Below are 13,369 nucleotides of genomic sequence, written 5' to 3'. Positions count from 1 at the left end.
CAAGGGCATTCTCATGAAGATCATCAGTTTCAAGCGCGCAGGAATCGAATCATTCGGTGTACTGACAGAATCGGGCATCATCGACATGGCGCCGCACGCATCGAAGGTGGGCGCGACGCTCAGGCAGGCGCTATTACGGGGCAGCCTCGCCGAAATCGGCGAGATCGCCGCGCGTTCGCAGGCCGATTTCGGCATCGGCGACATCGCGTTTCTGCCCGTGATTCCCGATCCGCAAAAGATCCTGTGCATCGGCATCAACTACGTCGCGCACGTGAGGGAAACGGGCAAGGAGATTCCCGACAAGCCGACCATCTTCACCCGTTTCGCCGATTCGCAAACGGCGCACAACGCGGCGATCGTGCGCCCGCGCGCTTCGGAAAAACTCGATTACGAGGGCGAGCTGGCGGTGGTGATCGGCCGCCCGGCACGGCATGTCAGTGCGAAAGCGGCGCTCGATTACGTCGCGGGCTATGCCTGCTACAACGACGGCAGCGTACGCGACTGGCAGCGCCATGCCAGCCAACTGACGCCCGGCAAGAATTTTCCGGGTACCGGCGGCTTCGGCCCGTGGCTCGTGACGGCCGACGAACTGGGCGACCCGTCGGCGCTGACCGTGACGACGCGATTGAACGATGCGGTCGTCCAGCACGCGCCGACCGACGATCTGATCTTCGACATTCCTGCACTGATCGAATACATCAGCACCTTTACGCCGCTCGCGCCGGGCGACGTGATCGTCACCGGCACGACCGGCGGCGTCGGTGCGTACCGCCAGCCGCCGCTGTGGATGAAACCGGGCGACGTCGTCGAGGTCGAGATCTCGAAGATCGGCATCCTGCGCAACACGATCGTCGACGAGCCGATCTGAGCGCGCCATGCCCGTGCCGGATGGCATGGGTGCGGAGCGGCATCCGTCGTGCGGGGCGATCCCGTGTGCCACCGGCGTTGCGCACCTGCGTGCGAGGGTGGCGAGGGAAAAGGAGAGTGACTGTGTTCGATCTGACCCAACTGCGCTGTTTCGTGACGGTGGCCGAGGAGTTGCATTTCGGCCGCGCCGCGCTGCGGCTGCACATGACGCAGCCCCCGCTCAGTCGGCATATTCAACTGATCGAGCATGAGATCGGCACGGCGCTGTTCAACCGGACGAACCGAACCGTGAGCCTGACCTGCGCCGGACGCAGCCTGCTCCCGGAGGCGCGAACGATCCTGCGGCTCGCCGAACGGGCGCGTTCGGCGGCGCTGCGCACCGGCTTGGGTGAGGCGGGCCGCATCACGATCGGTTTTACCGCCACCGCCGGCTACGAATTCCTGCCGGAGATGCTGGGGTGCCTGCGGCTCGGCCTGCCGGATGTCGATCTCGAACTGCGCGAGATGGTCAGCCGCGCGCAAGTGGATGCCCTCGACAACGGCCAGCTCGACATCGGCCTGCTGCGGCAGTTGCCCGCCGATCACGACGACATGCGCAGCCTTTGCGTCGCGCGCGAATCGCTGGTGGCGGCGTTGCCGCTCGATCATCCGCTTGCCCGGCGCGACGCGCTGCATCTGCGCGATTTCGACGGGCGGACGATGGTGATGTATGCGCCCGACGATGCGAAGTATTTCCACGATCTCGTTCGTCACGTGTTCGCGCATATCGGTGCAATGCCTGTCTATCGTCAGCATGTGAGCCAGGTCCTGTCGATGCTGGCCGTGGTGCGATCCGGCCTGGGCGCCGCGCTGGTGCCGGAAACGGCGAGCCATCTGTCGTACGAGGGCGTCGTGTTTCGCGAGGTCGCCGGTATCGACCCGGTCCGCTCGGTGGAACTGCATCTCGCATGGAAGGCGGGGAACGACAACCCGGCGCTCCACAAGGCGATGCCGTTGATCAGGCGGATCGATTTGCGCACGCAGGCTGTTGCGTTGCAGGCCTGAAGGTGTGAGCGGCCGTTGCGCGACGCCGGTTGCCGGTGTGCTGGCGCGTGTGGCGCGCCTTTGCGTCGAACGTATCGATGGGAGGATTCAATGAAGCGATTGGCATCGGTCATGGCCTGGGCCGTGATGGCATGCGCTCCGTCGGCCCACGCGCAGTTCGTCGACACACCCGTGCTCACGCTGGCCGGTGCGCAGGGGCTGGTCGACGCCGCGTTGGCCTATGCGCACGATCACCATTGGCGTCAGTCGATCGCGGTGATCGACGCCGGGGGCAACCTGATGTGCTTCGTGCGCATGGACGACGCGCAACTGGCCGGCGTGAAGATGGCGCTGGGCAAGGCGAAAACGGCGCTGCTGTTCCAGGAGCCGAGCAAGGGCTTTGCCGACCGGGTCGCGGCGGGGCGCCTGAATGTGCTTGCGCTGCCCGACATGGTGCCCGCCGACGGCGGCCTGCTGCTCGTTCACGACGGCAGGATCGTCGGCGCGATCGGCGTCAGCGGCGCGGCGCCCGAGCAGGATGGGCAGACCGCGGCGAACGCGGCGGCGTCGTTGCGATAGGGCACGCGGCGCGGTGCACGTACCGCATGAGGCCGGGTTGCCGCCGGCTGCGCGGTGGGAACCCGGTGCGCGCGTCGCGCCATCGATGGATGCCGGTATCCGACGCGAAATCGCGACGCGTCGCGTGCCGGCGAACGTAAGCGCGGGCAACGACCCGCATCGAAACAACAAGACTGGAGACACACGATGTTGAAGAAATGGTCGAGACTCGATCTGCAACCGGCCGCGCCGCCCTGCGGCTGCGGCTTGCCCCATCCTCATTCCCATTCCGGTGCGGGCCGGCGCGGCTTCCTGGGCGCGGCGGCGGCGCTCGGCGTGGGGCTCGCGCTGGGCCGTAACGCCTGGGCACAGCCGGCGCAGGCGAAGCGCATCATCGACGTGCATCACCACTACACGTCGCCGGCGTTGCTGGCGATGATGCGGGGGCGGCGCACTCATCAGGCCTTCAACGAAGGCTGGACCGTGCAGAAATCGCTCGATGCGATGGATGCCGGCGGCGTCCGGATGGCGATTGTCTCCACCAGCGATCCCGGCATCTTCTTCGGCGATTTCGATCAGGCCAAGGCGCTCGCCCGCGATTGCAACGAGTTTCAGGCGCGCATGGCGGTCGATCACCCGGGCCGCTTCGGCATGTTCACCACGTTGCCGCTTCCCGATATCGACGCGACGCTTGCCGAGATCGCGTATGGCCTCGATACGCTGAAGGCGCAGGGCGTGGGCATGATGACGAGCTACGGCGACAAGTATCTGGGCGATCCGGTCTTCACGCCGGTGATGGAGGAATTGAACCGGCGTCGCGCGACGGTATTCGTCCATCCGCTTCAGCCGGCATGCTGCACGAACGTGGTGCCCAAGGTGCCGGATGTCGTGGTCGAATACGGCACGGAGACGTCGCGCACGGTCGCGAGCTTGCTGATGAATCACGTGACCATTCGTTATCCGAACATTCGTTTCATCTTTTCGCACGGTGGCGGTGACGTACCGTATCTGACGTTTCGATTCGCGCGCATGGTCTCGGGCGATCCGGTTTTGATGAAAGCGGAGCCGGCCGGTGCGGTTGCGTTGATTCGGAAGCTCTACTTCGATACGGCACAGGCGTGGAATCAGTACACGCTGCCGTCCTTGATGGCGTTGATGCCGGGCGATCGCATCCTGTTCGGCTCGGATTTCCCGGCGGCGTCGCCGCTGGATACGGCGAACGGGCTGAAGGCGTCGAACATGAGCGCGGCGCAATTCGAGAAAATCGGATGGGAGAATGCCTTGGGCATTCTTGCCAATGTCAAAGCCTGAGCGGCTTTGGCCCGGGTTCGCTGCGTTGATCGGCTTCGCCATTGCCGCTGCGCGGAAAGGGGGGCACCAAACGCTCGCTGCACGCATCGGCCTGGACGAGGCGGGGGAACGCCGATAAGCGAGCGGCCCTATCACGGGCGCTCCAATTCCGAGGTGCGCCAAAAGCGGCCATCCACGGAGTAAGGCCCGCCCCCATGCGAAGCGACATATAAAGCCAGCATGCCCATCAGCACGGGATACTCGATGCCTCGGTCGAGCCAGGGCCAGGTCGGGCCGAGCGAAAAGCAAATCCCGATCATTTCGGCGCAGAACAGCAGGGCAACGATGCGGGTATGGAAGCCAACGGCGAGCGCCAGCGCGCCCGCGGTTTCCAGCAGCATGACCAGATAGGCGATCTGCGGTGCAAACGGCAAGCCGAGAACGTGCTGAATCAGGTGGATCGACGCGGCCATCGGATCATTCATGGCGCCATGCGAAATGTGGAGCGCCTTCGGCAATCCATGCGTGAACAGAATCAGGCCGAATGCCGCCCGCAGGAGTGCGTAGGTTTGCGCCTCAACCCTTCCGTAACGGCGATCCGGATGAACGTTTTCTCTGGAGAGGGAAGGGGAGGTTGGCTTCATGATCCGCCTGTCTTGTATTGGCCGATTGAAATTGCCGATGAATTATTTTAATTTCGCGGTGGCACGTCAAGGTTGGTGAATGGAGAACTGAATTCAACCGCGCTCAACAATTGATTCGGTGTTCTATCTTTTATCCAACTCTGCGAAAAATGCCGCCAGCGACGGGCGGCAAGATGCGGTGGCTTCTATTCGGCCGAGAATCGGGCCAGCAGCAGCCCGTTGATGACAAAAAACGCCGTATGCGCAAAGGCGAAATAGATCATGCCCGGCACGGAAATCACGCGGCTTCCGGCAATGCCCTGTCCGATCAAGGGAAGAATGATCAGCGAATTGGCGAGCCACGGCGCGGCCGCATACAGAAGGCTCTTGAGAATCGGCCGTGCCGCCGGCCTGGTATTGATTCCCGCGTAGAAGATCGCCATTCCAATGCCGACGGCAATGTGAAAAGCTTGCTGAAAGAGCCAATTCCTCGCCAATCCGTTCCCAGGAATGTGCAGCGTCCGATTCAATAAGGTAAGCAAACCACCGCGCGCTGTAACGAGGCCATACTTGTCGGCGATTGCCAATAGCGCAACGTTGATCAGTATCGCGATGGCACCGGCGGCGATGGCGGGAGCGAGTGATCGACGAATATCAAAGCGGGCTGAGGGCATGGCGCGAACCTTTCACGGTGTGGGGCGCGGCCGATCGGACACGCTCGCTGGGTTAACACCGGCGGCTGCGCTTTATTCCGTGCATGACGCGTGCCGCGTTCTGTTGGGTCATTTCGTCCATGTCGTTCATGCGTTCGTCGATCAGCGCGATGACGATGCTTTGTTCCGACACGCCGCCATGCATCTCCGAGATGGTCAGCGTGACCCGGTTGATGCTGTCGGACCGCTCGGCGTGCCGCCTATCCGCGAATTACGTGCCGGCTGACAAGGCGTTTTCGTGGTTTGCATTGCGGTCGAGGCGTTTGCGTGGTGCGCGATAGTATGCGTACCAGCTGCTGACCGACGATTTCAAGCCGAGGCAATACATGACAAGGAAAACCTTGAAGCTGATCACCATATTCGGCGCGTTGGCAATCGTGTCCGCCGCGACCACGACCGCAGCACGTGCCGAAAGTCTCGCCACGATCACGGGCCTTCAGGACGACTATGTACGATATGTCGGGAGTGTTGGCGGAGCCAACCTCGTATCCGACTTGATTCGACCACGCTGCCGGCGATTTGGACTGGGCGCGTCTGAAGACCTGAATCTGGCGACATTTTTCTCGCTGGGTTCAGACGACGATGTAAGCAGTGAGATTCGCGTCAAAACTGCGCCGTTTGCTCGTGCCAGGCCACTGATGCATTTGCCTCGCTGTTGAGCCGGTGCACCAGGGCCTGTCCAATGACGGGTATCGAACGGCGGAAACGGCCGTGCCGACCACGAGGCGAGGTCGGCACGATACGCCGGCGCTTCAGGTCGGTGTCATCCACATGCGCTGCCGCAGCGACATCCCAACCGGGAGTGGACCGCCACCGCATAGGCCGGGCAATCCATGGCGAGGTGTCGGCACGAAGCGAAGGCTCCGTCTTCGGACAGCCTGGCGGGTGCCGGCTCTGCTTCGATACGGAAACGCACACGCCAGCTTGCCTCTGTATCACGGAAATCGAAACGCGATGCCCCCACGCGCGCGCGTTCCTCGATCTCGCATGCGAGCGGCCGCATGATTGACGTGATTACGTAATATCTAACAAATAGCTTTCACTCTTCACATTGCCGTCGGAGCGGTTGCGCGATCGAGCCGATACGCCGACGCCAAGGCCGCATCATCCGAATCGGAATCAGACGATATTAATTTCGGGACAGAGCATTCGTCTATAAAAATCAGAAAACGTTTGCGGGAATTCCAATATGTGGTTTTAAAAAACCAATCAATCCGTATCCGTTGGAATTAAGCCCCAATCGACGCATGAACGAAGAAATACTGCGTAAGATTTGGTGAATCAAGTTAAAATCCGCGCCGTTTCATCGATGCGTCGCCGCGCCGGTCCGCCCGGACAATCCGCAGGCGGGACGCGGCCGCAGCGTCGTTCGACGCCGTGGCAACGGCAGCCTGTCGCAGCGATTTCCCGCTTCGAACACTCGCGAACCCAGAATGACATTGCGCTTTCATGCGCGGTGCAATCCGAAGACTTGCATGCGAAATCAAACCGACCTGTCGGGCGCTGCATTGTGCGCGCCGTGGCGGCAGTGGAACGCGCAACGCCGCGCCGTGTCGCGTGCGTTGTGTATCGGCCTGTCGTGGCTGCTCATTGGTGCGATCAATGCGCCCACTCGGGCGATCGCCCAGTCGGCCCCCGCGCACGTCGAAATGCCGGCAGCCGCGCAGCCGCTCCCGGCCGCCGGTGATACGGCCACCCACCGTCCCAATCTGGCCTTCTACTTCGCCGTCAATCCGCCGGTCGACGCCTTGCAGGCCTTCGACGCGGTAGTGGTGGACCCCGCGCGCGGTTTCGATCCGCAGGCCCATCCGCTCGCGCACACCTTGTGGATGGCGCGCACCACGGCCGAGGCCGGCGAAGCGCCGGCCCAGTTCGTGGCACGCGCCATCGAGCCGTTGTGGCAGCGCGGCTATCGCGGCTTTCTGCTCGACTCGCCGGACGCGCTCGCCGCCGTCGCCGCGATTCGCGCGGCGCACCCCGACGCGCGGCTCGTTGCCGGCGGCCCGGATGCCTTGCAGGCCGCCATGCCGGTCGCGCGGGAACTCTACGCGGTGGTCGGCGATTCGCTGGTGCATGGCCTGAATGAGGCCGGCACGTTCCCGCTCGATGTACCGCCCGCGCTGCGCGACAGCCGCGCGGCGGCCGCCCGCGCGTTCACCGCGCAAACCGGGGTGCCGGTGGTGTCGATCGAATCCTGCGCGCGCACCGATCGCATCTGCGTGCGCCAGACCGCCGAAACGGTGCTGGCGCTCGGCGTCGAGCCGTACGTGACGAGCCCCGCGCGCGACATCGTGGGCATCGGCGCGATCGAGGTGCTGCCGCGCAAGATTCTGGTGGTGCAGGATCACAACCCGAAGCAGCCGCTCGACGGCAGCATCGGCGTGCGCGATCTCGCCACGCCGCTGAACTATCTCGGCTACGACGTGCAATACGCGGATTTCGCCTCCGGCCTGCCGAACGACATCACGCCCGACCGTTACGCGGGCGTGGTGGTGTGGCTGCAAGGCACGGGCGTGCCGAACACGCGCGCCTGGGAGCGCTGGATCGCCGCGCGCGTGGTCGATCATGTGCCGGTGGCGTTCCTCGACCAGCTCGGCTTCGATCCGGCCGGGCCGCTCGGGGCCGGGCTGGGCTTGCAGACGGTGGCCGGGCCGTTCTCGGGGCCGGTGAACGTGATCGCGCGCGATCCGATGATCGGTTTCGAAATCAATCCTCGCAACGACCCGCGCGACTTGCTCGGCGTGCACGTCGGCGCGACGGGCCATGCGCTGCTGCGCCTCGGCGTGAACGGCGGCGAACTGGACCCGGTGGCGATCCTGCCGTGGGGTGGCTACGCGCTCGCGCCGTACACGGTGGTGTCGCTCGACGGTGTGGAGATGGAGCGCTGGGCGATCCAGCCGATGTCGTTCCTGAGCGCCGCGCTGCGGCTGCCGGCGCTGCCGTCGCCGAGCGTGACCACCGAAAACGGCCGCCGCCTGCTGATGACGCACGTGGATGGCGACGGTTTCGCGTCGCGCACCGAGTTTCCCGGCCCGGACTATTCGGGCGAGGCGCTCTACGAGCAGATCTTCTCGCGCTACAAGATCCCGATGACGCTGTCGGTGATCGAGGGCGAGGTGGGCCCGGCCGGGCTGTATCCGAAGATTTCGCCACGGCTCGAGGAGATCGCGCGCAAGATGTTCGCGCTGCCGTGGGTCGAGATCGGTACGCACACCTACTCGCACCCCTTCCAGTGGGAAGACGTGGACGGCAGCACCGGCGCGAAGGTCGATCGCGGCGGCGGCGACGCGGCGTTCTCGCTGAACATCCCGGGCTACAAGTTCAATATCGACCGCGAGATCACCGGCTCGATCGACTACATCAACGCGAAGCTCGCGCCGCAGGACAAGAAGGTGGTGGTGCTGCAATGGTCGGGCGACTGCCAGCCGCCCGGCATCGTGGTGCGCAAGGTGTACGAGGCCGGCGTCTACAACTTCAACGGCGGCGACACGGTGATCACGCGCTCGCAGCCGACCTGGACGGCGATCGCGCCGATCGGCGTCGACAAGGGGCCGAACGCCTATCAGGTCTACGCGCCGAACCAGGACGAGAACGTCTACACCAACGATTGGCAAGGCCCGTTCTACGGCTTCGACCGCGTGCTCGAAACCTTCTCGATGACCGACAGCCCGCTGCGCTTCAAGCCGATCGACATCTACTATCACATGTACAGCGGCACCAAGGTGGCGTCGCTGCGCTCGCTCGACAAGATTTTCGCGGCCGTGCTGAAGCAGCCGCTGTTGCCGGTGCACGTGACCGACTACATCCGCAAGGTGCTCGACTGGCACACCTTCGCGGTGGCGCGCCAGACCGGCACGCGCGACGGCTGGCTGGTGCGCGGCAACGGCATGGTGCGCGAGCTGCACTGGGCCGGCAGCGAGGTGCCCGACCTCGCGCACGCCTCGGGCGTGACCGGCTATGCGCCGGGCCCCGACGGCAACTACCTCCACATCGACGACGGCGCCGCGCGCTTCACGCTTGCGCCGGCCGCCAGCGCGGCAGCAGCAGCGCCGCAGCGCCCCTACATCGCGGTCGCCAACGGCTTCGTGCGCCGCTTCCGGGTGACGCCGCACGGCCTGGCGTTCGAATTCGGCGGCTACTACCAGCCGTTCGTCGAACTGGCGAACGCGCAGCGTTGCAGTGTGCGGGTCGCCGGCCAGCCGGTCGCGACGCACGCGGACGGCGCGCTGCTGCGCTTCGACACGACCGGCGTGGCCGGTTCGCGCGTCACGTATCAAGCCGTCGAGATCGATTGTGGCCGCTGACCGCCCGCGCATCGCCCCGCCGTGGCTCGTGCTGCTGCTGGCGGCGGGGGCGGTGGCGATCCTCTATACGGCGTGGCCGCGCGAAGCGCTGCGCGAGCGGATCGCCTCGACTACCGGCCCGAGCGAACTGGGCGTGGCGTATCAGGAGGCGTGGCTGCGCGTGCAGCCCGACAACGTCGAGCTGCTCAAGACGCTCGGCGAGCAATACCAGCAACTGGGCCGTCGTGAGGATGCCGAACGGATCGCCACGCGCATGGACGCGCAGCCCGACGCGCGCCTGCATCGCGCGGCCACGCTGCTGCGCCTGAACGTGGACGAGCAGCAGGCGTTCGCGTTCCCGCCCGGCGATCCGCGCCGCGCCGGCGCGATCGCCTCGCTGCGGGCCCGGCTCGCGGCGGTGGCGGGCGATGCCTGGGACACCGACGATCTCACCGTGCTGGCCCGCAACGCGGCGGCGCTCGACCTGCCGGCGCTGGCCGCGCAGTTCTACGAGCGCCTGGTGCGGCAGGACGCGCCGAACCGCCGGCGCTGGAATGCCGAGGTCGCGAAATACGGCTTGTGGGGCGGCGATTACCGGCGCGCGGCGGCGGCGTGGTTCAGCCTGCAGGCCGATGCGACGACGCGCGCCGAACAGCGGCGCTGCTTCATCGCGGGCGTGGCCGCGCTGCGCGCCGGCAATCATCTGGACGAGGCGCTGGCCGCCGCGCAAGCGCACCTCGGCACGCTGGCCGACGATCGCGACACGTTGATCGTGCTGCTCAACCTGGCTCGGGCCGCGCAGCGTCCCGATCTCGTCGACCAGTACGCGAAGACGCTGCTTGGTTTGTCCACGCAGCAAATGGGCCGTGTGGACGTGGGCCGGATCGAGCGCGCCGCGCTGCGGGTTGCGTCGATGCAAGCGACAACGTCGCGCCGTGCGCACGCGGCGGCGTTCCTCTACATGGACGGCCCGGTCGGCGAGGGCTGGCCAGGTGCGCGGCGCATCGCGACGCGGGCGGGCGAGGTGCGGATCGTGCGGGTTGCGGCCACCACGGGGCAGGCACCGGCCGACGGCGGTGCCACCACCGCAGCCGCCGCCAACCGCGCCTCCGACGATCTGCCGAGCCTGCTCTACCAGTCGTTCCTCGAATCGAACGACCTCGCCAACGCGCAGAAGGTCGCCACCGATCAAGTGGCGAAGACTCCGCATTCGGCGCTGTGGCTCAAGCGTCTCGCGCAGGTCGCCGAATGGAACAACGCGCCGCTGCTCGCGCTGCATACGTGGCTCGGCTACGCGCAGGCGTCGAACGATCCGTCCGGCTGGTCCAACGTGCTGCGCCTCGCGCCGATGCTGCACGACGATGCGAGCTACGTCGTGGCGCTCGTGCATGCGTCGGATGCGTCGCCGAACGACATGCGGCTGGTCGATACCACGACTGCCACCTTCGAACGGCTCGGCCGGCCCGAGGACGCGCTGGCCTTCCTGCACGCGCGCCTGCGCACCGCCGGCAGCCACGCGCTCGACGAGCGCATGGCGCTGCTCGCCGAGCGCGCCGGCCACGATGACGAGGCGCTCGGCATCTGGCGCAAGCTGCAACAGGCGGAGCCGGGCAACACGTCCTACGCGCTGCACGGCGCGAGCATCCTGTATCGCCAGGGCCAGTACGCCCCGGCGCTCGCGATGCTGCAGGCCGCGCAGCCGGGCGCGGCCGACGCCGATACCGATGCCGATATGCAGTTCTGGCGCAACGAAGCGCAGCTCGCGCGCCTGCTGCAACAGGACGGCATCGCCGACGCGGCCTACCGGCACCTGCTGGCCAGCGGCGTGGCGACCCCGGACGACCTGAGCGCGATGACGTACTTCTACGATCCGTACCCGCTCGACGCGGGGCGGACCTCGCAGCTTCAGTTCGAGCGCGATCACACGATGCGCGCGTTGCAGGAAGCGATCTACTACTACACGCTGGCGCGCGCGATGGATCGCGTCGATGCGCTGCTCAAGAGTCTCTCGCCCGAGGATCGTGCGCGGGCCGAACAATCGCCGGGCGTGCTCGGCGCGCGTGCGGAGTTTTACCGCGAGACCGGTGCGCCGCTGGCCGCGCTCGCCGACCTGCGCCGCGCGGTCGATCTGCCGGGCGCGACCGATGACGTGCGCGCCGCGCTGATCTGGACGCTGGTGGATTACGGCAGCGACGCCGAGCTGCGCAACATGATGGTTGCGTGGCGCTCGCGCGCGTTGCAGGACAGCGCGCTGTGGGGGCCGTTCGCGGCGGCCGAGATGCGCATGAACCGGCCGGCCGCCGCGCTCGATCTGCTGCGGCGGCAGGGCGCGTCGATGTCGCGCGATCCGCTGTGGCTGCTCACGCTCGCCGAAGCGCACGAGGATGCCGGCGACCCGGATCTGGCGTGGTCGATCCGCCGCAAGGTCTGGCTGCAGATGGCGCAGGACGTGAAGGCCGAGACGGCGGGCGGCAGCGCGGCGCGTGCGCTGCGGGCACGCCGCGCGGGGCAGGACCCCGAGCGGCGCGACGAGCTGCGGGGCCGCCGCGTGCTGCTGGCCGACATCTTCGAGAACGGTGACGCGGCGGCGGCCTTGCTCGGCCAGTTGCTGAAAGACGACGGCGGCACCGACACCATGGCCGCGACGCGGCGCACGCTGCTCGGCGACGCGCCCGGCTTGCCGCCCGAACCGGCCAGCCATGCGCTGGACCAGGCGGCGGCCGCGCGCCTGCGCTCGGCGGTGGCGATCGACGTGGCGATCGCCTCGGCGCTGTCGCACGACGCCAGCCCGCTCGCGACGCGCTGGCTGGCGCGGCAATACGCGAGCCGTCTCGCGCGCCCGGCCGATTCGCAACTGACGCTCGCGCTGGCCGAGGGCGACACCGCCACCATGCAGCGGCTGGTCGACCAACGCGGCTCGCGGCTGCCGATCGACGGGCGCATCGATGCGCTGCTGGCGCTCGACCGCCCCGGCGAAGCCGAACAACTCGCGTTCGACGGCCTGGCCGGCGCGCCGCGCAACGCCTTGCTGCACGAGCGCCTGGTCGATACCGCGATGGCGTGGCCGCAATCGCTCAGTACGGGCGTCGAAAGCCAGGTCGAGCATCCGCTCGATACCGTCGAGCATCGGATCGGCGGCAGCGTGAAGATCGGCGACAACCTGATGGTGGGCGTGACCGCGCTGGAGCGCTTCCAGCGCAGCGCCGATCCAACCCAACTGGTGAACGTGCCGGGCGTGGACCGCTCGGTCGATGTCCACCTGCGCCGCCAGACGCGCAACACCGCGGTGCAGTTGACACTGGGGCGGCGCGAGGGCCTCGACAGTTTCAACACGGTCAGCGTGTCGGGCGAACTTGGCCGCAATTCGCCGGTGGGGCTGACGGGCAGCATCGGACGCAACCAGCGGGCCACCGAATCGCAGTTGCTGTCGGTGGGCGGCATGAAGGACAACCTGATCGGCGGCGCGCGCTGGACCATCTCTCAGCGCCTGCTGGTGACGGGCAGCGTGGAGGCGGACCGCTTCTACAGCCAGGCGCGCAATTTTCTGGGCAGCGGCGTGCTGACTTCGGGCGAAATCGAATACAAGCTGCGCCTGGATTACCCGGATTTCACGCTGCGACTGAGCGGTGCGCGCGGCCGATACTCGGCCACCGGCACCGCGGACCCGTTGCTCGCGCGGCTGTCGCCGGCCGCGCTCGGGCCGCTGACCGCCGCCGGCGCGATGCCGCCGACCTATGCGCAGTACGGGCTCTCGTTCGGCTTCGGCACCGATCTGCTCGATCGCTACACGCATCGCTGGCGGCCGTTCCTCGATATCGGCATCGTGCACGATTCGGTGCAGGGCTGGGGGCCGCAGATCACGGCGGGCGCCGCCGGCAGCGTGTTCGGCGGTGATCACGCGGTGTTCTATCTGGAGCGCGAAAGCGTGTCCCAGGCCGGCTCGGAACCGGTGACGGTGATCGGCGGGCGCTACAGCTGGTTCTATTGACGCGTGCGCCGGCCTGGGCCGTGC

The 13,369-nt window shown here is 66.7% G+C and carries 9 protein-coding genes; 7 read left to right on the top strand and 2 right to left on the bottom strand.

Annotated features, from left to right (window positions below; all coding sequences use genetic code 11):
- Positions 1-13: 13 nt before the first annotated feature.
- From AB4851_RS30040 to AB4851_RS30025, 4 genes are all read left to right on the top strand, one after another.
- Positions 14-868: a fumarylacetoacetate hydrolase family protein gene (locus AB4851_RS30040; RefSeq protein ID WP_414450000.1), complete on the top strand. Its 855-nt coding sequence runs from the start codon at positions 14-16 to the stop codon at positions 866-868.
- Positions 869-990: 122 nt separating this feature from the next.
- Positions 991-1,911, top strand: coding sequence for a LysR substrate-binding domain-containing protein (locus tag AB4851_RS30035; protein WP_414449999.1), 921 nt, complete (start codon positions 991-993; stop codon positions 1,909-1,911).
- Positions 1,912-2,001: 90 nt separating this feature from the next.
- Positions 2,002-2,469 (top strand): GlcG/HbpS family heme-binding protein, encoded by a 468-nt coding sequence (locus tag AB4851_RS30030; protein WP_414449998.1) that lies wholly within the window; start codon positions 2,002-2,004, stop codon positions 2,467-2,469.
- Positions 2,470-2,655: 186 nt separating this feature from the next.
- Entirely contained in the window at positions 2,656-3,759 is a 1,104-nt protein-coding gene (locus tag AB4851_RS30025) for an amidohydrolase family protein (RefSeq protein WP_414449997.1), read from the top strand.
- Positions 3,760-3,890: 131 nt separating this feature from the next.
- Here the strand turns inward: AB4851_RS30025 and AB4851_RS30020 are convergent, their stop codons facing one another.
- Both AB4851_RS30020 and AB4851_RS30015 read right to left on the bottom strand, forming a co-directional pair.
- A complete protein-coding gene (locus AB4851_RS30020; RefSeq protein ID WP_414449996.1) occupies positions 3,891-4,382 on the bottom strand; it encodes a DoxX family protein in 492 nt (163 codons plus the stop codon).
- 185 nt (positions 4,383-4,567) lie between these two features.
- Entirely contained in the window at positions 4,568-5,035 is a 468-nt protein-coding gene (locus AB4851_RS30015) for a hypothetical protein (RefSeq protein ID WP_414449995.1), read from the bottom strand.
- A gap of 380 nt (positions 5,036-5,415) precedes the next feature.
- Here AB4851_RS30015 and AB4851_RS30010 point away from each other — a divergent pair, with 380 nt between their 5' ends.
- The 3 genes from AB4851_RS30010 (at position 5,416) to AB4851_RS30000 (ending at position 13,345) form a co-directional block, all read left to right on the top strand.
- Positions 5,416-5,733: a hypothetical protein gene (locus AB4851_RS30010; protein ID WP_414449994.1), complete on the top strand. Its 318-nt coding sequence runs from the start codon at positions 5,416-5,418 to the stop codon at positions 5,731-5,733.
- 816 nt (positions 5,734-6,549) lie between these two features.
- The gene (locus AB4851_RS30005; protein WP_414449993.1) at positions 6,550-9,378 is read left to right on the top strand and encodes a sugar ABC transporter; all 2,829 of its coding nucleotides are present in this window, start codon (positions 6,550-6,552) and stop codon (positions 9,376-9,378) included.
- Positions 9,368-13,345 carry a tetratricopeptide repeat protein gene (locus tag AB4851_RS30000; RefSeq protein WP_414449992.1) on the top strand — a complete coding sequence of 1,326 codons (3,978 nt, stop codon included), beginning with the start codon at positions 9,368-9,370 and terminating at the stop codon, positions 13,343-13,345. The genes AB4851_RS30005 and AB4851_RS30000 overlap by 11 nt, the downstream gene beginning before the upstream one ends.
- Positions 13,346-13,369: the final 24 nt, after the last annotated feature.

The sequence above is a fragment of the Burkholderia sp. 22PA0099 genome, from assembly GCF_047497165.1.
In the GTDB taxonomy this organism is placed as follows: Bacteria; Pseudomonadota; Gammaproteobacteria; order Burkholderiales; family Burkholderiaceae; genus Burkholderia.
Note: the sequence above shows the minus strand (reverse complement) of the source record. Positions and strands in the feature narration are given on the sequence as shown.